Raw genomic sequence first — 21697 nt, forward strand, 5'->3', positions numbered from 1 at the left:
CCGTGACAACGACGGCGGCGACAGTGAACACGGCTGCACCGGTTACCCCTCGGTTGAGTTCAGTCGAAAACTTCCGTGACATCGCTGGCAGAGAGGGCGGTTACCGGACTGTGGATGGGGGCACGATCCGCGCTGGGCTAATTTACCGCTCAAACGCGCTGGTTGCTGACGGCGGCGATTTGGCGGTACTGAATACTTTGGGTGTGCGCGCGGTCTTTGACCTCCGGTCCAGTGGTGAGGTTTCGGCGAAGCCGGACCGGGTGCCTGAGGGTGCGAAGTATGTGCGGTACAACGTGTACGGCGACGCCGCGGACAGCAATGCCGCGGCAGGGGGTGGACTCGATATCTCGTCGGTCACCAGTGTCAATCGCCTGATGGCCGACGCCTATCAAAAGTTGGTCAATGTGCCGGAGGTACGTGCGCAGCTCGGTGCCGCTATCACCGACATAGCTCTCACTGATGGGCCAGTGATCTTCAACTGCACTTCGGGTAAGGATCGGACAGGGTGGATCGCCGCCACTATCCTGACCATTGCTGGCGTCGATCGTGGCACTGTCATGCGCGACTACCTGCTGTCGAACGAGTACCTGGCAAGAACGACTGATTCGAACGCAGCCCGCGCAACTGAATCTGGCGGCCCTGCCAGGGGTGATGCGATGCGCGCGCTGTCGAGTGTCCGGCCGGAGTACCTGAAGGCCGGTCTTGACGAGATCGAGAAGATCTACGGCTCGTTCGACAACTATGTTGCGGACGGGCTTGGGCTGTCGGATGGAACTCTCGCGGCCTTGCGCAGCAAGCTCGTGGTCGCGTAGCACCACAACCACGGAAGCGAACCCGCGAACCTGATCTACGAAGCAGTCAATTCGCTCTCGACTAGCTTCGTATCCAAAGAGGAACCGCGGGGTCGCTGGTGTCGATCTCGCGTGCAAGCCGGTGGCCGTCGAAGACGGATTCCGCGGTCACCCGGGGCTCGAGACAGTCACCGATGCGGAGAACACGGGTGATGCCGTTCTCTTCGAGCGATTCGGAATTCCGGGTCAGCTCGTCATAAAGCGTTGAGCGGGAAAGGCGTTGGGTCACGAGGACGACGCTGTCCACGCGCCATTCGCTCACCTTGCCCGAATGGTAGCTGTTGTGCCCCCGCACCACCCCGCGTTCGATCGACGTGACGACTTGGCTCGGAACCACTTCGACCTCCAGCTTCAGGAGATTGTGGTGGACGTGGCCGCCTTCATCGGTGAAGAACAGCGCGGCCTCCTACTCCGCAACTGCGAGAGGGTGAGCCTCCGCGTGCGATGCGTCGGCTTCGACGGCGCGGGTGACGCGCATGAGAGCGACTGCCACGAGGGCCGCGAGCAGGAGGGGCACGATGACCGCCAGGTTCATCGCGCGCGGCGTCATCACGCTGAGCGCGTAGCCCGCGACGATGGGCGACAGGATCGCTCCAGCACGCCCGATGCCCATCATCGCGCCGTACCCCTTGGCCCGCGCGAGCACTCAATATATAACGCAACACAAGGTACGGTGCAGATGGAGTTTCTCCGTGCCGGGCGACGTCGGTGCACGCGCCGACTTGTCGAACGTGCGGTGCGAAGGCGACCGCCGCGACGTCCGAACTGCGCGTACCTCTAGTGCGGAGCATGGCCAAGCACGATATGTACGCAGTGCGTGCTCGCGAAGTGCGGTTCCGTCCCATACTCGAAGGAGACCGATGTCCGAGGATACCGAAAATTCAACTGTCAGCCGTGCGCAAAGGATGTTCGGCACTCTCGCGCCGAAGCTCGCATCGTTGACAGACGATGTGCTGTTCGGTGACGTCTGGAAGCGACCTGCGTTGTCCCCACGCGATCGCAGTCTGATAACCGTGGCTGCGCTGGTCGCGCTCTGCCGGGAAAACCAACTGCCGGGGCATTTTTCGCGGGCATTGGGCAACGGCGTACAGCAAGAGGAACTCGTCGAAATCATCACCCATCTCGCGATCTACGCGGGTTGGCCCAATGCTGTGACGGCGATAGCGACGCTCGGGGCGGTCCTCGAACAAGAGAACGATGGAGCGATCCCGACGAGCTGACCTAGGTCTGCGCAGCAGGAAAGGGAACCACTATGACCGAACACAACGGCAGGACGAGTGAACCAATTCTCGATCCCGACCTCGAGATCGTCGACTCGCACCACCACCTCTTCGACCGCCCGGCCGGGCGCTACATGTTCGAGGACTATCTGGCGGACGCCTCGGCGGGGCACAACATAGTCGCCTCGGTGTACGTCGAAACCCAGGCGATGGCACGCACCTACGGTCCGGCCCAGTTACGCGCGATTGGTGAGGTCGAGTTCGCCAACGGCGTGGCCGCGATGAGTGACAGCGGCGGTTACGGACCCTGCCGGGTCTCGGCCGCGATCGTGGGCTACGCAGACCTCACCGTCGGCGAGCCCGCGGGAGAGTTTCTCGATCTCGCGCTCTCGACCGCACCCGAACGCTTCCGTGGGGTGCGACAGATACTGATCGACCACCCGTCGGAGGCGCCGTACCGGTACATCACGCACCGTCCCCCGAGTGGACTCATCCGCCGCCCAGGACTCGTGTCAGGACTGCGCGAGCTCGGGAAACGAGAACTCACTTTCGACGCCGCCGTCCTCCACCATCAGCTCCCAGAGTTGAGCAGATTGGCGGACTCCGTTCCAGAGACGACGATGATCCTGAACCATCTGGGGTTGGCGATAGCCATGGAAACGAACGCTGAGGAGAGCAACGCAATCTTTCGAAGCTGGCGAGACTCCCTGCATGATCTTGCTCGACGTCCCAACGTCGTCTGCAAGATCGGTGGTCTAGGCCTGCCCTTCTGGGGTTTCGGCCTCGAAAGTCGGGAGACCAAGGCCGGTTCGGATGAACTGGCAGAGATCTGGCGCCCATACGTCGAAACCGCGGTGGAGGCGTTTGGTGCTGACCGCTGCATGATGGAGAGTAATTTTCCGCCGGATGCTCGATCGTGCGGATTCGTTTCCCTGTGGAACGCGCTGAAGTCCGTTACGGAAGCCTGCTCTGCCTCGGAGAGGACGGCACTGTTCAGTCGTACGGCGAGGCGTGTTTACCGAATCCCGTCCGTTGGACAGGCGGACGTGCGCGGCCCCCGCGGCCGTGGACCGGGGGCCTCCGCACGCCCTGATGTTGTGACCGTTCAGGCCAACGCCGCGGCGACGGCCTCGGCCGCGGCGAATCCGGCGTTGTCCAGTTCGTCGTTCACCGGTGTCGGGCAGGACGACAGTTTCACGACGACGACGCCCCGGTCGACGTCGATGTAGATGGACTGACCGTAGATGCCCAGACACAACAGCACACGCCGATCGGGGTGGGGAATCCAGAACTGATTTCGGTACATTCCGCCCGGGAGCGGCGTTCCGGTCGGCGATTGAGAATATGCCTCACACGAATCGGGCGCGCCACGTAGGGAATCGTCGATCCAGTGCAGCGGCACGACCTGTTCGGCGCCGATGCGTCCGCCGCGGCGGAGCATCTCACCGAATCGCGCAACGTCCCGGAGTGTCGYGGCGAGGCCGCCGTCCGCGAAAACGGCTCCGGCACGGTCTACCCCGGCGTCCATGTCGTCGGCGGCGAACTTCGACCACACGAGCCGCGACAGCAGCGCCGGCATACGGTCGGCGGCGGCGCGTTCGCATACCCAGCCGAGTACATCCGTTTCACACGAGCGGTATTCGAACGGGCCACCGTGGGGGCGATCCGCTTTCAGCATCGGTAGGAACTGGTAGAGCGACGGCGGCACCCAATCGTCGACGCGCGGAATCCAGCCCACGGCCTGATCGAGGTACCGCACCTCGGCGCCGGGCTCCAGGTATTCTTCGGAGAATCGGATGCCGGAACGCATGTCGAGGATATGGCGCACAGTGGCGCCCGCGTAGCCGGAGTTCGCAAGCTCCGGAATATACTCGGTGAGTGCGGCTTCCGGGTCCAGCAGACCGGTCGCGATCAAGTTTGCCGCGACGGTTCCGACGATTGACTTGCTGACCGAGAACAGCATGTGCGTCCGGCCGGGTTCGAGGTCTCCGGGATACAACTCGGCGCGCACGGTGCCGTTGTGGAGGACCATGAATCCGTCGGTGTAGGTGCGGTCGAGTATCGAACGGAGCGTTTCGGTGCCGACGGGGAGATCGAGATCGAGCGGGTCGCCGTCGGTGAGTGGCAGTGGCGCCGATCCGGCAGCGACCCGTGCCGTCGGCACGACTTGCCGCATTCGGCCGAAGGTGTACCGGTTGGTCGGTGGGCTCTGCCAATCCGCAAGGCTGACAAACGACTTGGTATCGATCATTTCACGGCCTCGCTGCTCTGTCCGGCGGCGATGATGACCGCCTGCTCGTGGGTGAAGCTCATTTCAGGTGTCGGCCGGCGGAAGCCGCGTGTGAGCCAGACGAGGTAGACGATTCCGATTGCCAACCAGGAGATTCCGGAGATCAGTGCATGCTCGCTGAGCTGGGTGATCATGTACAGCGTCACGGCGGCGCCGACGAGCGGCATGACCACGAAGTGGACGGCACTCAACTGCCGTGTGGCGTAGTTCCGCAGGTAGTACACGATGACGCAGAGGTTGACCGCGGTGAAGGCCGTGAACGCGCCGAAGTTGATGAATCCCGTCGCGGTTTCGAGCGGCATGTTCATACCGAGGAAGCACATGCTGCCCGTGACGAGCACACAGAACACCGGAGTCCGGGTACGGCCGTTGAGCTTTCCGAACAATCGGCGGGGAAGCACGCCGTCGCGGCCCATGATGAACAGTAGACGGCTCGAGCTGAGCTGGACGGCCAGGCAGGATGCCGATCCTGCGATGATTCCCGCGAGGTTGGTCCAATCGGCGAAGAACTGACCACCGACCTGCACCGACATCGCGTACGACGCGGCCTGCGCGTCGTCGAAGATGTCGCCGGGGTGGACGAGCTGCATGACATATGCCACGACGAAGAAGATGACGCCGCCGATCGAGACGATCCAGATGATGGCCCGGGGGATGTTTCGCGCGGCGTCCTTGGTCTCTTCGGCGAGTGTGGTCACCGCGTCGAAACCGAGAAACGAGTACGCCGCGATCGCCGCTGCCGCGGAGATGCCGGCGACCGTGCTGTCGGAGTTCCAGAACGGTTCGCCGTAGGAGGCGACCGGATTGCCGGCGAGGAACTTGATGCAGTACGCGAAGAAGAGCAGTACCAAGAAGGTGGAGACGGCGAGCAGCAGCCGGTTGAGACGATCGGCGAGCGCGATCCCGATGACATTGATCGCCGTCGTCAAGCCGGCGTTGATCAACATCCACAGCCAGATGGGAACCGCCGGGAACTGTGCGTTGAGCAGGATCGACTGCGCCAGCCACGCGACCATCGGCAGGAACAGGTAGTCCAACAGGATCGCCCATCCGACCAGGAACCCGGCCGCCGAGCCGAGGTTGCGGCGGGCGTAGAAGTACGCCGAACCCGAGACCGGGTAGATGCGCGCCAGCCGTGCGTAGCTCAGTGCGGTGAGCAGCATCGCCCCGGTCGCGACCAGGAACGCCGTGGGCGCGGTGCCGGCACTGACGACTGCGATGACGCCGAAAATGATCATGACCAGGCTCGGAGCCATGTAGGACAACCCGAATGCCACTACTGACGGCAGTGTCAGTCGCGGCGTCAACTGTGGTTCGTCAGTCGCTGTCGCGACCCGCGATTCCGTCATGCGAACTCCTTGAAGTAGTGCTGTGGCGACGACCACTAAACTCCGCTGCGACGGTGTTGTCAACGCTGTTGACAACTTTGTGGGCAGCAGGATGCGCGGGTGCTGTATTGCTACGGTGGATCGATCGAGGGATCGAGGGGAGCACGATGGCGAAGGACACCGCTCGCGCCACAACGCCGGCGCGGACGACGCGGCGTGAACGCAAGGGGCTGCAGCAGGAAGCCGCGGTGAAGGCCGCGTTCGAACTCGCTCAGCGTGACGGCGCCGCCGGGCTGACTATGCGTCGCCTCGGCGAGGAACTGAAGGTCGATGCGACGACTCTGTACCGGCTGTTCCGCGACAAGGACGAGTTGCTGCTGGCCGTCTACGACCACGCGACCGCTGTCGAACTCGAGGAGATCGGGGAGGTGCCCGAAGGCGAACACTGGCAGGACACGTTGCGGCGCATCGCCGATCGGATCTGGGCGACCGCGGTCCGTTCGCCTGCCATCGCGGCGCTGACGTTCGCCCGTACGACGGGCGGTCCGGCAGAGCGCCGAATGGTCGAGCTGATCCTCGAGACGTTCGCGCGGTCGGGCCTGTCTCGCGAAGCCACGGTCCGGTACTACCGGGCATTTGCCGACGCCACGCTCGGGCTCGCCGGGCAGGTCGCCGTACTTGCCACCCTGGACCCCGAGATCCAGGCGAAGGACGCCGCGTCATGGACGCGCATCTACGCGCATCTACCCGACGGCGAGTATCCGACGGCCCGCGCCCACATCACGGAGCTGACCGGCATCGATCGTCGGACGATCTACGATCTGGTCGTCGAGGCCGTGCTGGCGGCCGCCGAGCGCGAGAGCGCCGAGTCGGCCTAGCGAATCGCGAGCGGGCTCGAACGACACCGTTCGTTCCGCCACAACACCGACGGGGTAGTGAGCGACGGGGACGCGGAAGCCGTGTACGACCGCGAGAACGTCGACGGCATCTGTGGGTGCAGTTACCGAGCAGACCAGTTCGTATCGGACGGCTTTCTCTGCCAGCGCCACGACGAGGCCTCGACGGGGGACCAACTCGACGAAGCCTTCGCTCCGGAGTGTAAGAAGCCCCTCGCGGACAGGCCTCGTGCTGACTCCCACGGCTTCGGCAATCCGCTCGATGCGGAGGAAATCGCCTGCACGCACGTCGCCGGAAATGATCATCTCGCGCACATACGAGGCAACTTCCTCCGGAAGTTGCTGTCGCCTTGATCTGTCATGTAGCGGCATCGGCGGTCGCACCTTCCCGGATATGAGACTGATTGATATACCATCTGCCTCTAATGTGGTTGCGAGCTTGTGAAATGAGGCGGTCGCAGGCCTTCAATTTGGTTGCGCATCTCGTCGGCCGGCGTGGCCTCGGCGCACTTCGTGGTCGCTAGACTCGGGCGGTGGACATCCGGGACGCCGAGTACCTCGTCGCCGTGGCCGATCACGGCAGCATCACCGAGGCCGCGCGGGCACTGTTCATCGCGCAGCCGTCGCTGTCGCAGGCGATCCGGACTCTCGAACGCGATCTGGGTGTCGAACTGTTCGATCGTGGAGGACGGAAGCTGCGGATCACCCCGGCGGGCACGTCGTTCGCGCATGCGGCGCGGCAGGTCCTCGCCGATGTGGAGCGGGCGCGGGCCGTCGTGCACGACGTCGCCGAACTGCGGTCCGGCACCCTCACGATCGCGGTTCTCAATTCTCTTGCCGCCGACCCGCTTCCGCGGATCGTCGGCCGGTTTCATCGACAGTACCCGCGCGTGGTCCTGGCCACGGTGTCGGCGGACGTTCCGGACGGTGTGGGCCGCGCGGTCCGGTCGGGTGAGTGCGACCTCGGGCTCACCGAACTGCTCGTCGACCACCAGGGGCTCGAGTTCCGGATGGTGGGGGAACAGGAGATCGTGCTCGCGCTCCACGCCGATCTGGCGATCGAGCTACCGGATCCGGTGCCCGTCGACCTGCTTGCCGACATTCCGATGATCGTCGAGATCGGGTCGCGGCCACGACTGCCGGTGAACAACATCGCCGTCGAGTGTGCGCATCGTCAGTCGATGTGGGAGCTGGTTGTCCAGGGTGCGGGGGCGACCCTGCTGCCGCGGCGCGTCGCCGAGCAGGAACTGCCGGGGGTCGTGGTGCGCTCGCTCGCACCGCCGGAGGTGCGCACCATCGGTCTCGTCCATCGACCGGATCCGCTTCCGCCCGCGGCGGCGGCGTTCATCGCCGCGCTCGACGAGGCTCAGGGCGCGAGCGTATCGAGGAACGCGCGTCCGGCCGGAGACAGCCGGGCTTCGTCGTAGATCACCCCGTACGGGACGGTGATCGGCGGGTCGAGGGTGCAGATCCGGGCGCCGCCGACCGCGGCCCGTTCCGCGAGGGTGCGTTCCATGAACGACATTCCCACGCCCTCGACGACGAACGCGCCGACGGCTTCCCGCTGCTCGACGACGGCCGACATGATCGTCCGGCTCCCAGCGGCCTGCAGTGCCTTCTCGATGACGGTGCGCGACGACGACTCCTTGGGCAACCCCACCACGGGAATGTTCGGAAGGTCATCGAGGGGGAACGGATCTCGCCAGTCGATCTCGGCGTCGTGCGGAACCACCAGCCAGTACTCGTGGATTCCGAGGACGCGCGTCGTCAATCCGGCTGCAGCGAAAGGGAAATGACTGAAGGCGATCTCGCAGTGTCCGTCGCGGATCAGCGAGGCGATGACGTCGACCGGCCGCAGGTCGGCGAGCCGGACGACCACGCCGGGATACTGCTTGCGGAAGGACCCGATCAGTTCCGTGACGGGGCCTTCCGCGACGTGCGCGGACGCGCAGATGTCGAGTCGGCCGCGCGGCAGTCCCGAGACGTCGACCAGCGAGCTCTCGGCGGCCACCAGGTCTCGCACGATCTTCCGCGCCGGACCGACGAATGCCTTTCCCGCCGCACTGAGCACCAGGCCGCGGCCCACGCGGTGGAACAGTTCGACACCGAGGTCACGCTCGAGATTGCGCAGCCCCTTCGACAACGACGGCTTGGTGACGCCCAGGGCCTCGGCCGCGAGCGCCAGGCCGTCGTTGTCGACGGTGGCGAGAAAGTACTCGACGTGACGCGACTCCACCAGTGCAGACTACTGCGTACGACCCGTCGATCCGCCGGATGTCAGATGTGACGTCCGCCGGTGACTTCGAGAACCGTGCCCGTCATGTAGCTGGACAGATCGGACGCGAGGAACAGTGCGACGTTCGCGATCTCCTCGGGCTCGGCACCGCGGCCCATCGGGACCTCCTTGAGCTTCGCCTCGATGATGTCGGCGCGCAGGGCGCGGATCATGTCGGTGTTCACCACGCCGGGCTGGATCGCGTTGACCCGCACCCCGAGGTGGGCGACCTCCTTCGCGGCCGCCTTGGTCAGGCCCACCATGCCGGCCTTCGCGGCGCTGTAGTTGGTCTGCCCGACCATGCCGACCTTGCCCGAGATCGACGAGATGTTCACGATCGAACCCTTGCCGGCCTCCCGCATCGCGATCGACGCGATCTGGGTGCCCAGCCACGCGCCCTGCAGGTGCACGTCGATGACGGAGCGGAAATCGGCGAGCGACATCTTGCGCAGCGTCGCGTCGCGGGTGATGCCGGCGTTGTTGACCCACACGTCCATCGCGCCGAACGCGTCGATCGCCGTCTTTCCGAGGTTCTGCATCTGATCCGGATCGGTCACGTCGCAGGCGACGGCGACGGCCTGGAAGCCGTCGGCCTCCAGCTTTCCGGCGGCGGCCTTGACGTTCTCGGCGTGCATGTCGCCGAGGACGACCGACGCGCCCTCACTCGCGAACTTCCGGGCCATCTCGAAACCGATGCCCTGGGCCGCGCCCGTGACGACGGCGACCCGTCCCTCGAGAAGTGTCATTGATTCTTCCTTCCTCAGTTGTACGAACGCAGCAGCCCGCGGCTGATGATCTGCTTCTGAATGTCGCTGGTGCCCTCGCCGATGAGGAGGAACGGTGCCTCCCGCATGAGGCGTTCGATCTCGTATTCCTTGGAATAGCCGTAGCCGCCGTGGATCCGGAAGCTGTCCTGCGTCACCTCGGAGCAGAACTCGCTCGCGAGGTACTTGGCCATCCCGGCCGCGACGTCGTTGCGTTCCCCGGAGTCCTTGAGCCGCGCCGCATTCACCATCATCAGGTGTGCTGCCTCGACCTTGGTCGCCATCTCCGCGATCCGGAAGGCGATCGCCTGGTGTTCGGCGATCGGCGAACCGAACGTCTCCCGCGTCTTCGCATATTTCACGCCGAGTTCGAATGCGCGCTGGGCGATCCCGCACGCGCGGGCGGCGACGTTGACGCGGCCGACCTCGACGCCGTCCATCATCTGCCGGAAGCCGCGGCCCGGGTCGCCGCCGAGGATCGTGTCTGCCGCGGCCTGGTAGCCGCTGAACACCATCTCGGTGGTGTCGATGCCCTTGTAGCCCATCTTGTCGATCTTCCCGGGGATCGTGAGCCCGGGTAGCACCTCGCCGAACCCGGCGGGCTTCTCGATGAGGAACGCGGTGAGGTTGTCGTGGGGCTTCGCCGCACCCTCCTCGGTGCGGACCAGCACCGCCACCAGCGTCGACGACCCGCCGTTGGTCAGCCACATCTTCTGGCCGTCGATCACGTAGTTGCCGTCCGCTGCCCGGGCCGCCTTGGTCCGGATGGCGGCGACGTCGGAACCCAGTTCGGGCTCGGACATCGAGAACGCGCCGCGCAGTTCACCCGTCGCCATGCGTGGCAGGTAGTGGGCCTTCTGTTCGGGTGTGCCGTGACTCGCGATCATGTGCGCGACGATGAAATGGGTGTTGATCACCCCGGACACGCTCATCCAGCCCCGCGCGATCTCCTCGACGCACAGTGCGTAGGTGAGGAGGGATTCCCCGATTCCGCCGTACTCCTCGGGGATCGTGAGCCCGAACAGGCCCATCTCCTTCATCTGCTCGACGATCGCCGTCGGGTACGTGTCGGAATGTTCGAGCTCCTGCGCCTGCGGAATGATCGCCTTGTCCACGAACTCTCGCACTGCCGAGACGATCTCGCCCTGGGTGTCCGTGAGCCCGGCGGTCTGCGCCAGTCGTGTCATTGTTCCACCTGTCCCGTGTTCATCATTTCTCCGTACTCTGCTCGGCGTGCACGTCGTTCAGGCGGTCGCGCAATGCGGACCGCAGGACCGCACCCCGTGGGGACAGGGGCAACTCGTCGACGAAGACCACCTCACGCACCTTCTTGTACGGCGGCACCGTGGCCGCCACGAACTCGATCAGTTCCTCGGCGGTGATGCGCGCCGTGGTTTCTGCCACCACGAATGCGACGGGCATCTCCCCGACCCCGAGAACGGAGCGGCCGACCACCACGACGTCGAGAATGCCTCGTCGTGACAGCAACAGCTGTTCCAATTCGTGCGGATCGACGGTGTAGCCCTTGTAGAGGAGTGCGTCCTCGGGTCTGCCAACCATGTCGAATATCGAGTTCCATCTCGCCGGGAAATTTCATTGTTCGTGAATATGCCCGGACAATTCCTCCGGACACTGACACCTATTGAAGTGCCTCGGACCGCCGTGGTCAAAGACGCTGTAGGAAACCGACAGTTTCCCTCTTCCTATGGGTCATAAATGCCGTCTGCGCTGCGCGTTCTCGTTCGTGGCACTCGCTTGACAGCGAGGCCGGGTTGCTGGATATTCACCTTCATGGCTGAACGCGAAGTGAGTGACGAAGACTTCAAGGACATTCTCGCGCAGACGAGAACCTTTATTCAGAAGGAAGTAATTCCCAGGGAAAATGAAATCGCGGAAAAGGACCTGATTCCGGACGACATTCGCCGCAAGGCGGCGGAGATGGGTCTGTTCGGGTACGCCATCCCGCAGCAGTGGGGCGGGCTCGGACTCGACCTCACGCAGGACGTGGAACTGGCCATGGAGTTCGGGTACACGAGCCTGGCGTTGCGGTCGATGTTCGGCACCAACAACGGGATCGCGGGCCAGGTGCTGGTGAATTTCGGTACGGACGAACAGAAGTCGGAATGGCTCGAGCGCATCGCGTCCGGTGACGTGGTCGCGTCGTTCGCGCTGACCGAGCCGGAGGCCGGGTCGAACCCGGCGGGCCTGACCACCCGCGCCGTCCTGAAGGACGGCAAGTGGACGATCAACGGCACCAAGCGGTTCATCACCAACGCGCCGTTGGCCGATCTGTTCGTGGTCTTCGCCCGCACCCGTCCCGCCGACGAGACCGGCACCGGCATCGCGGTGTTCCTCGTCCCCGCCGACACCGCCGGCGTCGTGGTCGGGCCGAAGGACAAGAAGATGGGCCAGGAGGGTGCCTGGACCGCGGAGGTCGCGTTCGACGACGTCACCGTCCCCGAAACCGCCCTGGTCGGCGGCAGCGAGGAGGCCGGCTACCGCGCCGCCATGACGTCGCTCGCCCGGGGCCGCGTGCACATCGCCGCACTCGCCGTCGGCAGCGCTCAGCGTGCGCTGGACGAGTCCGTCGCCTTCGCGGCGGTCACGAAGCAGGGCGGCACCCCGATCGGTGACTTCCAGTTGGTGCAGGCCATGCTCGCCGACCAGCAGGTCGGCGTGTCCGCGGGCCGCGCGCTGGTGCGGGACGCGGCGCAGAAGTACGTCAGCGGTGAGGATCGTCGTATCTCCCCGTCCGTGGCGAAGCTGTACTGCACGGAGATGGCCGGCAAGGTCGCCGACCTCGCGGTGCAGGTCCACGGCGGCACCGGATACATGAGAGACGTTCCGGTGGAACGGATCTACCGTGAGGTCCGCCTGCTGCGCCTGTACGAGGGCACCAGCGAGATCCAGCGTCTGATCATCGGCGGTGGCCTCGTCCGCGAAGCGAAGAAAGCGCTCTGAGCCCATGTACGAAGCAGTGATCTGTGAACCCGTCCGCACCCCAGTCGGGGGATTCGGCGGCATGTACCGCGACATCCCCGTCACCACCCTCGCATCGACGGTGTTGAAGGGCCTGATCGAACGGACGTCGATCACGTCCGACGACATCGACGACGTCATCTTCGGTCAGGGCTACGCCAACGGCGAGGCTGCGGCCATCGGCCGGATCGCTGCGCTCGACGCCGGCCTCGACGTCACCGTGCCCGGCATCCAGCTCGACCGCCGCTGTGGCTCCGGGCTGCAGGCCGTGATCTACGCGGCCATGCAGGTGCAGACCGGAATGAGCGATCTGGTGATCGCGGGCGGCGCCGAGTCGATGAGCCAGACCGAGTTCTACAGCACCGGAATGCGCTGGGGCGTCAAGGGTGCGTCGGTGGAATTCCACGATCGCTTGGCCAAGCCCCGCACCAACTCCGGCGGCGTCAACTTCCCCGTCGAGGGCGGCATGATCGAAACCGCGGAGAACCTGCGCCGCGAGTACTCGATCAGCCGCGAGGAGCAGGACGCGTACGCCGCGGAGTCCCACGCGCGTGCGATCCGCGCCCAGGACGGTGGCCTGTTCGACGCCGAGACGATCCCGGTGACGGTGCCGGGCAAGCGCGGGAAGCCCGACGTCGTCGTCACCACCGACGAGCACCCGCGCCGCGATGTCACGGCCGAGTCGTTGTCGGCGTTGCGGCCCATCCGGTCACGCGTCGACCCGGAGGCGACCGTGACCGCCGGCAACGCCTGTGGTCAGAACGACGCGGCCGCCGCCGCGATCGTGACCACCCCCGAGAACGCGGAACGTCTTGGCCTGCGCCCGTTCGCCCGGCTCGTCAGCTGGGGTGTCGCCGGAGTGGAGCCGAACCGGATGGGCATCGGCCCGGTCCCCGCCGTCGACAAGGCCCTCACCCGGGCGAAGCTCACCCTCAACGACATCGATCTCCTCGAGATCAACGAGGCGTTCGCGGCGCAGGTGCTGGCGTGCGCGCGGGAGTGGAAGTTCGACGAGTCCGACATGCGAGACCGATTCAACGTCAACGGATCCGGAATCTCCCTCGGCCACCCCGTCGGCGCCACCGGCGGTCGTATCCTGGCCAATCTGCTTCGTGAACTGGATCGCCGCCAGGCCCGCTACGGCATCGAGACGATGTGCATCGGCGGCGGGCAGGGCATCGCGGCCGTGTTCGAGAACGTCAACATCTAGCCGTTTCCACTTCCGCCCGGTATCGGGCCGACCCGAAAAGAGTGTCATGCGCGTATTCCAGGGAATCGACGACGTCGAATCCGCAGTCGGTGAACATCTCGGCCACAGCGACTGGCTCGAGATCACGCAGGAACGCGTGAACGGGTTCGCCGATGCCACCGAAGACCACCAGTGGATCCACGTCGATCCCGAGCGTGCCGCCCAGGGCCCGTTCGGGGCCCCCATCGCCCACGGTTACCTCACGCTGTCGTTGCTGCCGAAACTTGGCGCCGAACTCATGCGCATCGACGGCGTGAAGCTGGTGATCAACTACGGCCTCAACAAGGTTCGCTTCCCCCAGCCGGTGAAGGTCGGGGCGAAGGTGCGGGCCGGCGGTGAGATCGTGTCGTTCGAGCGCACCAACCAGGGCGCGCAACTGGTCGTCAAATACACCATCGAGATCCAGGGTGAGGACAAGCCGGCGTGCGTCGCCGAGACCGTCCGCGTCCTGGTCTCCTGAAACGAGGAACAACATGCGTAGAGCAGCACTGGTCGCCCCCGTCCGCACCGCGGTCGGCCGTTTCGGCGGAGCACTGCGCGACGTCCCGGCAGAGACGTTGGCCGCCACCGTGATCAAAGAGACCGTGGCACGGTCTGGGATCGACCCGATCCTCATCGAAGACGTCGTGATGGGCCAGTCGTACGCCAACTCCGAGGCCCCGTGCATCGGACGGTGGGCGGCCCTCGAGGCGGGACTGCCGATCCGCGTCGCCGGACTGCAGACCGACCGCCGCTGCGGCACGGGCCTGCAGGCCCTCGTGACCGCGTCGATGATGGTGCAGACCGGCGCGGCCGACGTCGTGCTCGCCGGCGGCGTCGAGTCGATGAGCAACATCGAGCACTACACCACCGGTGCCCGCTGGGGCACCCGCGCCGGATCGCTGAACCTGTACGACCGCCTCGACCGCGGGCGGGAACGCTCCCAGCCGGAATGGCGGTTCGGGAAGATCAGCGGAATGATCGAGACCGCCGAGAACGTCGCGGCACGGTGCGGAATCGGCCGTGAGGAGTCGGACGCGTTCGCAGCCGAGAGCCACGCGAAGGCCCACGCAGCCTGGGAGGCAGGCAAGTTCGACGACGAGGTGATCGAGGTGAAGATCACCGACCGGAAGGGCAACGTCTCCGTCGTCTCCCGGGACGAGGGCATCCGCCCCGAAACCACGCCCGAGACCCTGGCACGCCTGCGGAGTGCTCTCAAAGACGGCGTCGTCACCGCGGGCAACGCGAGTCAGCAGAACGATGCGGCGTCGTCGATGCTCGTCGTCGCCGAGGATCAACTCGACGAACTCGGGCTCGAGCCGTTGGGCTTCCTCACCGGGTGGGCCGCAGCCGGGTGCGAACCCGCACTGATGGGCCTCGGACCGGTCGCGGCGGCGTCGAAGCTGTTCCAGAGGACGGGCGCGAGCTTCGACGACTTCACGCTGATCGAGCTGAACGAGGCTTTCGCGTGCCAGGTGCTCGGCGTCCTGAAGGAGTGGGGTTTCGAGGATCGGGACCGCCTCAACGTCAACGGGTCCGGGATCTCGCTCGGACACCCGATCGGCGCGACCGGAGCACGAATGACGACCACCGCGCTGCATGAATTGCGGCGACGGGGCGGAGGCAAGGCGCTTCTCACGATGTGCATCGGTGGCGGGCAGGGAATGGCCGCCATCGTCGAAGGTGCGTAGGTCGTGTCTCCCGATCCCCATTTCGGCGCTCCTGGCGCCCAATCGCCGTCCTGCTGCGTTGTCGTCGGCGCCGATACAACCGCGGTATCGGCTTCTCCTCCGCCTTGCCGGACGACGATTGTTTCGCCAGGTGCATCCGAGAGGGATCGGGAAACACGCCCTATAGCCGACTGATACGCGCGTCCGCCGGCTCCGACATCGGGGTCGGCGGACGCGACATCACGTGATTGACGAGGAGTGCGACGAAGACGACCGCGCACCCGATGGCACCCACGGCGAGAGCGAGCCGGATTCCGTTTTCGGTGGGAAGTAGGTCCGGTGCCAGGTTCGCCGCGAGCACCGCACCTGCGAGGGCGCTGCCGAACGAACCGCCGACGGTGCGCAGCACCTGGTTGAAGCTCACGGCGCTGCCGAGTTCGGTGTCGGCGACGCTGCGGGCGATCAGAGCCGGCATCGCCGCGTAGGTCATGCCCATTCCGGCCCCGAACCCCAACATCCCGATCAGGATTTCCCACAGCGCGTTGTGGGCGACCCAGAGGAGCACGCTCGAGGCCGTCACGAGGCCTGCACCGACGAGCAGCAGAGTCCTCATGCGGATCCGGTGCGAGACCGCGCGGACGAGTCGGTTCGCGCCGAAACTTGCCACCGACAGGGGAAGCATCACGAATCCGGCCCAGAACAGGGGCAGCGCGATGCCGTATCCGGTGGAGGTGGGCGCCTGGGCGATGAGGCTGCCGATCGAGAGTCCGATGTACATCGCGGCGCCAAGGCCGATCGCGGTGCTGTTCGCGACCAGGACGTCACTGTTGCGCAGTACCCGCAGGTTGATCAGCGGGTATGGGGTGCGCAGTTCGACGAGCGACCACGCTGTCAGCAGTGTCGCCGCCCCGGCGAAGAATCCGAGTGTCCACGGCGAGCCCCAGCCCCACCTCGAGCCTTCGCTGACAGCGACGAGGAGCGATGCGAGTCCGGTACCGACCAGCAGTGCGCCCGGGACGTCGAGGGTGTTGCGTGGTGCCTGCTCGTCGGGGCCGGCGGGAACGACACGCCAGACGACGAGGATGGTGGTGATCAGGAACAGCGCCGCGAACCAGAAAGCGAAACGGAACCCGAGAAGGTCGGCGAGGATGCCGGTCAGGGGGTATCCGAGTCCCAGGCCTGTCGTCACCGTCACCGACAGGCTGGAGATGCCGAGCCGGGCCTGGTTCTCGGGGAGATAGCGGCGGGCCAGGGCGATAGTCACCGGAACGATCCCGTAGGTGAGTCCCTGCAATGCGCGCCCGATCAGGAAGACAGTGAAGTTGGGAGCGGCGGCCGCGACGATCGAACCGACGAGGATCGTGGTCAGGGAGAACAGGAGCAGGCGCTTCTTGTGGGGGCCGTCGCTCAGCCGGCCCATGATCGGTGTTGCGACCGCGCCGACCAGGAGGTTGACAGTGAGCATCCATTGGCCGGTGCTCACCTCGACGTGCATGTCGTGGGAGATCGTGGGCACCAGGAGCATGCCGAGTGAACTGACGATCGCGGTCGTCAGGGCGGCATACGCCAGGGCCGGCAGTAATCGGGGACTTGTGGTGGACTCAGTCGACTGGGGCATCGTCCACCAACTTGCGCAGAATCGGGACGACGGAGTCGAGCGTCTCCTTCTCCTCGTTCGTCAGCCGTTCCGCGATGGCGTGTTCCAGCCAGTCCAGGCCATTCGACCGCTCTTGTGCCAGCCTCTCCCGGCCGGCATCGGTGAGCTCGATCCAGATTCGGCGTCGATCCTGCTCGTCGGGTGTGCGCGCTACCAGGCCGAGACTCTCGAGTTCGCGCACCGCATTGGCGATTGCCTGTGGGCTGATCTTCTCGGCAGCCGCGAGTGTCGAGGCAGACGTTTGTCCGTGCTTCGACAGGTAGGCGAGCACACCGATCTTGCCGACGGAGATCGTCCTGCCGGTGGTGAGCTGGCGCCAGATCGGGCGCAGTGCTTCCCGCAGGACCTGCGCGGTGGCCTGTTCGGTGATCATGAGCAAAGCGTACAACCAAATTGATCAATTTAATTGACTAAATGGGGAGGCTCACACCGGCACGGCAAGGATCGCCCGCGCCGGTCACCGTCAGCGATACCCTCGAGAGGACGCCATCGTGACGTGAGTCCACGGTGGTATCCGCGCTGGTCGTGCCGCCGGGACCAGTGCGCGAAACCAATGAGCCGACGGAGTGAGTAGACCGTCCGATGGGTGAAGGTGATCCGCTCGACACGCAGCGGTACCCGCCGTCCCCGGCTGTGGAGCTGGCCGGCACGGGCTTCGACGATGTTCAGGAGATCGGCCGCGGCGGCTTCGGCGTCGTCTACCGCTGCACCCAGGAAGACCTGGATCGCACTGTCGCCGTGAAGGGTCCTCACCGTCGAACTCGACGAGGAGAACCGGGCCCGATTCTTCCGGGAGCAGCGAGCGATGGGCCGGCTGACCGGACACCCGAACATTGTCAACATTCTGCAGGTCGGTGCCACCGACAGTGGCCTTCCCTACATCGTGATGCCGTATCACCCGCAGGATTCGCTGGAGGCCAGGGTCCGGACGGGCGGCCCGCTGCCGTTGGATCAGGTGCTGCGCCGCCGCCATCGGGATTGGTACGAGGCGTTGGCGCTGGACGCTGAGACCGAGTGGATCGGCGCCAACCAACTCGAGTGGATCGCCCGCCTGAAACGGGAACAACCCAATCTGCGTGAGGCCCTCGAATTCAGCATCGACGACGACCCCGCCGCCGGCCTGCGCATCGCCGTGGCACTGTTCCTGTTCTGGAGCTCCCAGGGCCTCTACAACGAGGGGCGCCGGTGGTACGACCAGCTGCTCGCCCGCCAGAGCGGCCCGCCCACCTTGGATTCGATCAAGGGGCTCTACAGCCACAGCGTAATGGCTTTCGCTCAAGGCGACCTCCAGGCCGCGACAGCGCTCGTCGAGGAGGCGCGGACTCGCACCGCCGACACGAGTGATCCCCTCCTGCGCGCCTACGTCGACTGCGCCGACGGCATGCTGGCCCTCTACAGCGGTGATCTCGCGCGAGCGTGTTCGCGACTGGAAACCGCCCTTGCCGTGTTCACGGCACGAAAGGATCGCACACTCGAAGTCAGCACCCTGTATCCGTTGGGTGTGGCCTACGGACTGTCCGGCCGGACGGACCAGGCGATCGAATGCCACGAACGTGCGCTCTCGATTACGGAACGATACGGCGAGAAGATGTACCGGTCACACTCGCTGTGGGCCCTGGGAATTGCCGTGTGGCGGAGGTGACGCCGATCGCGCGGTCGGGCTCCTCGAGCAATCGCTGGAGCTGACCAGGCAGGTGCGCAGTCCTCGCGTCGTTGCAGCCGCCCTCGAGGCGTTGGCCTGGATCGCATGCGAGCGGCATGACGCGGTTCGAGCTGCAACGCTGATGGGAGCCGCAGAAGGACTGGCGCGGTCGGTGGGTAGCGCTGTGGTCATACATTCCAATTTGGTTGTTTACCATCAGAACTGCGAACAGGAGGTTCGGCACGAGCTCGGGCACAAAACATTTGGAGTGGCGCACCGGAAGGGCGAACAACTCGGCTTCGACGCGGCAATCGCCTACGCCCTCCACGAGCAACAGGCCGACACCGCCACACGAGACGCCGACGCGTCGACGCGACTGACCAAGAGGGAACGCCAAGTCGCCGACCTGATCGCCGAAGGCCTGACCAATCGGGCCATCGCCGACCGCCTGGTGATCTCACCGCGCACCGCACAAGGACATGTGGAGCACATCCTGGCCAAACTGGGCTTCACCTCCCGGACCCAGGTCGCGGCCTGGGTCGTGGAGCGGGCGCACGATTAGCCGCACGGGCGAGCGGGAAGATTCGGCGCGGTCCGACTGATGTTGGTTACCAGTTCCCGTCGGGGGTCATTGAGGAAGCCACTTCCACGGCTTGTCCCAGTGGCCGGGTGGCGGTACGAACGGTAGCTGTCCCAACCGGCCCGGCGGTGGGATGAACGGCAGCTGCCCCAGCTGTCCGGGCGGTGGAACCACGTCGGGTGCCGAGATACCGGGAATCGATTGTGGCCATGGATCAGCATTTGCCGTGCCAGCGCCGAGCCCCAGTGCGCTGAAGCCCAGCGCACCGGCGATCACGGCTCCCGCCACGGTCTTCTTCGAATTCATCGTGAACTCCTTCTGCGGCTGCTCTACCTCGTGCTGTGGAGGGGCGCGCCGGTTGCACCCCTTTATTGTGCGCACTTCTGAGGGCGCTGTCGCCTGCCGTGACCCGGCCTGCGTACCATCGCGGCGCCCGGCGGTGTGATCAGCCGCGTCGGCGCGCTCCAATACGAGGCGGAGCCGATCGGATTCGGCAGTTGCTCGGCCGCCGGTGTCACCGGAAGGCGATGTATTTCGGTTCGAGGTACTCCTCGATGCCTTCGCTGCCGCTCTCCCGGCCGAGCCCGGACTCCTTCACACCACCGAACGGGGCGGCGACGTCGGAGATGATGCCGCGGTTGACGCCCACCATCCCGGCTTCGAGAGCGTTGGATACCCGCAGTGCCCGTTCGAGTCCTTCGGTGTAGATGTAGGCGGCCAGACCGTATTCGGTGTCGTTGGCGGCGGCGATGCCGGCCTCTTCGCCGTCGAATCCGATGACCGCGGCGACCGGTCCGAACACCTCTTCCTTCAGGATCCGGGCCTGCGCTGGGACGTCGGTGAGGACGGTGGGTTCGTAGAAGTACCCGTCGCCTTCTGCCTGACTTCCGCCGGTGGTGACGACGGCACCCTTGCCGACGGCGTCATCGACCAGTTCGGCGACGCTCGCGCGCTGCTTCTCACTGACCAGCGGCCCGACCTGCGTGCCATCGAGATCACCGGGTCCGACTTTCAAATCTCGCATTCGGGCAGTGAGCTTCTCGCTGAACTCCGCGAGCACTGCGTTGTCGACGTGGATGCGGTTGGCGGCCGTGCACGCCTCACCACCGTTCCGCATCTTCGCGGCCATTGCCCCCTCGACGGCGGCGTCGATGTCGGCGTCGTCGAAGACCACGAACGGGGCGTTGCCGCCGAGCTCCATCGACGTCCGCAGGACGCGGTCGGCGGCCTGACGCAACAGCACCTTCCCTACGCCGGTCGAGCCGGTGAACGTCACCTTACGTAGTCGGTGGTCCTCGAACAGCGGTGTGGTCAGTGCGGACGCGTTCGATGTCGGCAGGATCGACAGGACGCCGTCGGGAAGACCCGCGTCGCGGAAGACCTCGCCGAGCAGCAGCATGGTCAACGGGGTTTCCGCGGCCGGTTTGACCACCATGGTGCACCCGGCGGCGAACGCCGGAGCAATCTTGCGCGTGCCCATCGCCAACGGGAAGTTCCACGGAGTGATCGCCAGCGTCGGACCGACCGGCTCCTTGGTGACCAGGATCCGACCGTTGCCCGACGGAGACTGGGTGTAGCGACCGTTGATCCGGACCGCTTCCTCGGAAAACCAGCGCAGAAACTCGCCGCCGTACGTCACCTCTCCGTAGCTTTCCGCCAGGGGTTTGCCCATCTCCAACGTCATCAACAACGCGAACTCGTCGCGGCGCTGGTTGATCAGATCCCATGCCCGGCGCAAGATGTCGGAACGCTCACGCGCAGGCGTCGCGGCCCAGTCGGGTTGAACTGCCGCAGCCGCGTCGAGTGCGGTGCGACCGTCCTCCGGCTGCGCATCGGCGATCTCGGCGAGAGCCTGGCCGACTGCCGGGTTGTGCACGGTGAGGGTGCGGCCGCCCGACGCCGGTACTTGCTTACCGCCGATCCACAGATCGGTGGGCAGCGACGCCAGTAGCGTCTTCGAGTCGATCATTCGGTTTCTCCTGAGCGTGAAAGACATGGCGACGTGCGCCGCGGTCATGCCTGGTCAGTACTGTTCGGTGTCGACGAGTTCGCAGATGCTCGTGGTGGGTGGGTCGACGAAACCGGCGCGGGCGACGACGTCGCGGAGCGCGGGATCGGTGAGGAACTTCTCGGCCGAGGCACGGTCCGGGAACTCGGTCATCACGGTCACGTCGTTCCCGAAGCGGTAGATCCGGTGGCCGGTGGCTCCGTGAGCACGCCGGTTCTCCTGATGCCCGCCGAACACCGTGCGCCAGGTGTCGAAGTCGCGAACCCGGTGCCGGGTGATGAGGGTTGTCATGTCTGCTGCTCCGTGGTG

At 65.6% G+C, this 21697-nt stretch carries 21 protein-coding genes and 3 pseudogenes; 10 read left to right on the forward strand and 14 right to left on the reverse strand.

The annotated features are described in order from the left end of the window. The first annotated feature begins 23 nt into the window (after window positions 1-23). Window positions 24-812: a tyrosine-protein phosphatase gene (locus AC1D1G_RS08970; RefSeq protein ID WP_477951775.1), complete on the forward strand. Its 789-nt coding sequence runs from the start codon at window positions 24-26 to the stop codon at window positions 810-812. A gap of 61 nt (window positions 813-873) precedes the next feature. Here AC1D1G_RS08970 and AC1D1G_RS08975 read toward each other — a convergent pair whose 3' ends face one another. After that, window positions 874-1098, reverse strand: a complete 225-nt coding sequence (locus AC1D1G_RS08975; protein WP_477951776.1) for a hypothetical protein — start codon at window positions 1096-1098, stop codon at window positions 874-876. A gap of 159 nt (window positions 1099-1257) precedes the next feature. Then, on the reverse strand, window positions 1258-1467 hold the full coding sequence (locus AC1D1G_RS08980) for a hypothetical protein (protein WP_283332284.1): 210 nt from the start codon (window positions 1465-1467) through the stop codon (window positions 1258-1260). Window positions 1468-1711: 244 nt separating this feature from the next. On the opposite strand from AC1D1G_RS08980, the gene AC1D1G_RS08985 reads away from it, so the two are divergent. Both AC1D1G_RS08985 and AC1D1G_RS08990 read left to right on the forward strand, forming a co-directional pair. Further along, the gene (locus AC1D1G_RS08985; RefSeq protein WP_477951777.1) at window positions 1712-2071 is read left to right on the forward strand and encodes a carboxymuconolactone decarboxylase family protein; all 360 of its coding nucleotides are present in this window, start codon (window positions 1712-1714) and stop codon (window positions 2069-2071) included. A gap of 32 nt (window positions 2072-2103) precedes the next feature. Next, a pseudogene (locus tag AC1D1G_RS08990) lies at window positions 2104-3084 on the forward strand (amidohydrolase family protein); the annotation flags it as partial. 92 nt (window positions 3085-3176) lie between these two features. Here AC1D1G_RS08990 and AC1D1G_RS08995 read toward each other — a convergent pair. Both AC1D1G_RS08995 and AC1D1G_RS09000 read right to left on the reverse strand, forming a co-directional pair. Then, window positions 3177-4322 (reverse strand): serine hydrolase domain-containing protein, encoded by a 1146-nt coding sequence (locus AC1D1G_RS08995; RefSeq protein ID WP_477951778.1) that lies wholly within the window; start codon window positions 4320-4322, stop codon window positions 3177-3179. Beyond that, a complete protein-coding gene (locus AC1D1G_RS09000) occupies window positions 4319-5710 on the reverse strand; it encodes an APC family permease (RefSeq protein ID WP_477951779.1) in 1392 nt (463 codons plus the stop codon). Before AC1D1G_RS09000 ends, AC1D1G_RS08995 begins: the two co-directional genes overlap by 4 nt. A gap of 146 nt (window positions 5711-5856) precedes the next feature. On the opposite strand from AC1D1G_RS09000, the gene AC1D1G_RS09005 reads away from it, so the two are divergent. After that, entirely contained in the window at window positions 5857-6567 is a 711-nt protein-coding gene (locus AC1D1G_RS09005) for a TetR/AcrR family transcriptional regulator (protein WP_283351144.1), read from the forward strand. Between the two features lie 165 nt (window positions 6568-6732). Here AC1D1G_RS09005 and AC1D1G_RS09010 read toward each other — a convergent pair. Then, window positions 6733-6957, reverse strand: a pseudogene (locus tag AC1D1G_RS09010) (GntR family transcriptional regulator); the annotation flags it as partial. 161 nt (window positions 6958-7118) lie between these two features. Here AC1D1G_RS09010 and AC1D1G_RS09015 point away from each other — a divergent pair. After that, the gene (locus AC1D1G_RS09015) at window positions 7119-8012 is read left to right on the forward strand and encodes a LysR family transcriptional regulator (RefSeq protein WP_005265006.1); all 894 of its coding nucleotides are present in this window, start codon (window positions 7119-7121) and stop codon (window positions 8010-8012) included. On the opposite strand, the gene AC1D1G_RS09020 is transcribed toward AC1D1G_RS09015, so the two are convergent. Genes AC1D1G_RS09020 through AC1D1G_RS09035 form a run of 4 tightly spaced genes read right to left on the reverse strand, consistent with a single transcriptional unit; the run spans window position 7952 to window position 11184 of the window. Next, on the reverse strand, window positions 7952-8821 hold the full coding sequence (locus AC1D1G_RS09020; protein WP_005250384.1) for a LysR family transcriptional regulator: 870 nt from the start codon (window positions 8819-8821) through the stop codon (window positions 7952-7954). The two genes, AC1D1G_RS09015 and AC1D1G_RS09020, sit on opposite strands and share 61 nt — an antisense overlap. 41 nt (window positions 8822-8862) lie before the next feature. Further along, window positions 8863-9606 (reverse strand): 3-oxoacyl-ACP reductase FabG, encoded by a 744-nt coding sequence (gene fabG, locus AC1D1G_RS09025; RefSeq protein WP_009475780.1) that lies wholly within the window; start codon window positions 9604-9606, stop codon window positions 8863-8865. Window positions 9607-9620: 14 nt separating this feature from the next. After that, the gene (locus tag AC1D1G_RS09030; RefSeq protein ID WP_133985452.1) at window positions 9621-10811 is read right to left on the reverse strand and encodes an acyl-CoA dehydrogenase family protein; all 1191 of its coding nucleotides are present in this window, start codon (window positions 10809-10811) and stop codon (window positions 9621-9623) included. 22 nt (window positions 10812-10833) lie between these two features. Beyond that, entirely contained in the window at window positions 10834-11184 is a 351-nt protein-coding gene (locus AC1D1G_RS09035) for an AMP-binding enzyme (RefSeq protein ID WP_054245945.1), read from the reverse strand. A 231-nt stretch (window positions 11185-11415) separates the two neighbouring features. Here AC1D1G_RS09035 and AC1D1G_RS09040 point away from each other — a divergent pair, with 231 nt between their 5' ends. Genes AC1D1G_RS09040 through AC1D1G_RS09055 form a run of 4 tightly spaced genes read left to right on the forward strand, consistent with a single transcriptional unit; the run spans window position 11416 to window position 15522 of the window. Next, window positions 11416-12585, forward strand: coding sequence for an acyl-CoA dehydrogenase family protein (locus AC1D1G_RS09040; RefSeq protein ID WP_133985448.1), 1170 nt, complete (start codon window positions 11416-11418; stop codon window positions 12583-12585). A gap of 4 nt (window positions 12586-12589) precedes the next feature. After that, window positions 12590-13813 carry an acetyl-CoA C-acetyltransferase gene (locus AC1D1G_RS09045; protein WP_283351146.1) on the forward strand — a complete coding sequence of 408 codons (1224 nt, stop codon included), beginning with the start codon at window positions 12590-12592 and terminating at the stop codon, window positions 13811-13813. A gap of 46 nt (window positions 13814-13859) precedes the next feature. After that, window positions 13860-14312, forward strand: coding sequence for a MaoC family dehydratase (locus AC1D1G_RS09050; RefSeq protein ID WP_283351147.1), 453 nt, complete (start codon window positions 13860-13862; stop codon window positions 14310-14312). A 13-nt stretch (window positions 14313-14325) separates the two neighbouring features. Continuing rightward, the gene (locus tag AC1D1G_RS09055; RefSeq protein ID WP_283351148.1) at window positions 14326-15522 is read left to right on the forward strand and encodes an acetyl-CoA C-acetyltransferase; all 1197 of its coding nucleotides are present in this window, start codon (window positions 14326-14328) and stop codon (window positions 15520-15522) included. A 160-nt stretch (window positions 15523-15682) separates the two neighbouring features. On the opposite strand, the gene AC1D1G_RS09060 is transcribed toward AC1D1G_RS09055, so the two are convergent. Then, complete coding sequence (locus tag AC1D1G_RS09060; protein WP_477951780.1) at window positions 15683-17119, reverse strand: MFS transporter; 1437 nt, start codon at window positions 17117-17119, stop codon at window positions 15683-15685. Then, a complete protein-coding gene (locus tag AC1D1G_RS09065) occupies window positions 17103-17531 on the reverse strand; it encodes a MarR family winged helix-turn-helix transcriptional regulator (RefSeq protein ID WP_283351150.1) in 429 nt (142 codons plus the stop codon). Before AC1D1G_RS09065 ends, AC1D1G_RS09060 begins: the two co-directional genes overlap by 17 nt. A 585-nt stretch (window positions 17532-18116) precedes the next feature. Here AC1D1G_RS09065 and AC1D1G_RS09070 point away from each other — a divergent pair. Then, a pseudogene (locus AC1D1G_RS09070) lies at window positions 18117-19362 on the forward strand (tetratricopeptide repeat protein); the annotation flags it as partial. A gap of 66 nt (window positions 19363-19428) precedes the next feature. Here the strand turns inward: AC1D1G_RS09070 and AC1D1G_RS09075 are convergent. From AC1D1G_RS09075 to AC1D1G_RS09085, 3 genes are all read right to left on the reverse strand, one after another. Beyond that, window positions 19429-19686, reverse strand: coding sequence for a hypothetical protein (locus tag AC1D1G_RS09075; RefSeq protein WP_317568614.1), 258 nt, complete (start codon window positions 19684-19686; stop codon window positions 19429-19431). A 208-nt stretch (window positions 19687-19894) separates the two neighbouring features. Next, window positions 19895-21349, reverse strand: a complete 1455-nt coding sequence (locus AC1D1G_RS09080) for an NAD-dependent succinate-semialdehyde dehydrogenase (RefSeq protein ID WP_477951781.1) — start codon at window positions 21347-21349, stop codon at window positions 19895-19897. Window positions 21350-21403: 54 nt separating this feature from the next. After that, complete coding sequence (locus AC1D1G_RS09085) at window positions 21404-21679, reverse strand: hypothetical protein (protein ID WP_280779723.1); 276 nt, start codon at window positions 21677-21679, stop codon at window positions 21404-21406. Window positions 21680-21697: the final 18 nt, after the last annotated feature.

The sequence above is a fragment of the Rhodococcus sp. P3_B8 genome (assembly GCF_056402775.1).

What these genes read in the sequence shown, in the direction of transcription:
- AC1D1G_RS09045 (WP_283351146.1), top strand. Translation starts at nt 12,590, where the DNA reads ATGTACGAAGCAGTGATCTGTGAACCCGTCCGCACCCCAGTCGGGGGA.
- AC1D1G_RS08980 (WP_283332284.1), bottom strand. Translation starts at nt 1,467, where the DNA reads ATGATGGGCATCGGGCGTGCTGGAGCGATCCTGTCGCCCATCGTCGCG.
- AC1D1G_RS09055 (WP_283351148.1), top strand. Translation starts at nt 14,326, where the DNA reads ATGCGTAGAGCAGCACTGGTCGCCCCCGTCCGCACCGCGGTCGGCCGT.
- AC1D1G_RS09005 (WP_283351144.1), top strand. Translation starts at nt 5,857, where the DNA reads ATGGCGAAGGACACCGCTCGCGCCACAACGCCGGCGCGGACGACGCGG.
- AC1D1G_RS09035 (WP_054245945.1), bottom strand. Translation starts at nt 11,184, where the DNA reads ATGGTTGGCAGACCCGAGGACGCACTCCTCTACAAGGGCTACACCGTC.
- AC1D1G_RS09085 (WP_280779723.1), bottom strand. Translation starts at nt 21,679, where the DNA reads ATGACAACCCTCATCACCCGGCACCGGGTTCGCGACTTCGACACCTGG.
- AC1D1G_RS09000 (WP_477951779.1), bottom strand. Translation starts at nt 5,710, where the DNA reads ATGACGGAATCGCGGGTCGCGACAGCGACTGACGAACCACAGTTGACG.
- AC1D1G_RS09050 (WP_283351147.1), top strand. Translation starts at nt 13,860, where the DNA reads ATGCGCGTATTCCAGGGAATCGACGACGTCGAATCCGCAGTCGGTGAA.
- AC1D1G_RS09075 (WP_317568614.1), bottom strand. Translation starts at nt 19,686, where the DNA reads ATGAATTCGAAGAAGACCGTGGCGGGAGCCGTGATCGCCGGTGCGCTG.
- AC1D1G_RS09040 (WP_133985448.1), top strand. Translation starts at nt 11,416, where the DNA reads ATGGCTGAACGCGAAGTGAGTGACGAAGACTTCAAGGACATTCTCGCG.
- AC1D1G_RS09030 (WP_133985452.1), bottom strand. Translation starts at nt 10,811, where the DNA reads ATGACACGACTGGCGCAGACCGCCGGGCTCACGGACACCCAGGGCGAG.
- AC1D1G_RS09060 (WP_477951780.1), bottom strand. Translation starts at nt 17,119, where the DNA reads ATGCCCCAGTCGACTGAGTCCACCACAAGTCCCCGATTACTGCCGGCC.
- fabG (WP_009475780.1), bottom strand. Translation starts at nt 9,606, where the DNA reads ATGACACTTCTCGAGGGACGGGTCGCCGTCGTCACGGGCGCGGCCCAG.
- AC1D1G_RS09065 (WP_283351150.1), bottom strand. Translation starts at nt 17,531, where the DNA reads ATGATCACCGAACAGGCCACCGCGCAGGTCCTGCGGGAAGCACTGCGC.
- AC1D1G_RS09080 (WP_477951781.1), bottom strand. Translation starts at nt 21,349, where the DNA reads ATGATCGACTCGAAGACGCTACTGGCGTCGCTGCCCACCGATCTGTGG.
- AC1D1G_RS08985 (WP_477951777.1), top strand. Translation starts at nt 1,712, where the DNA reads ATGTCCGAGGATACCGAAAATTCAACTGTCAGCCGTGCGCAAAGGATG.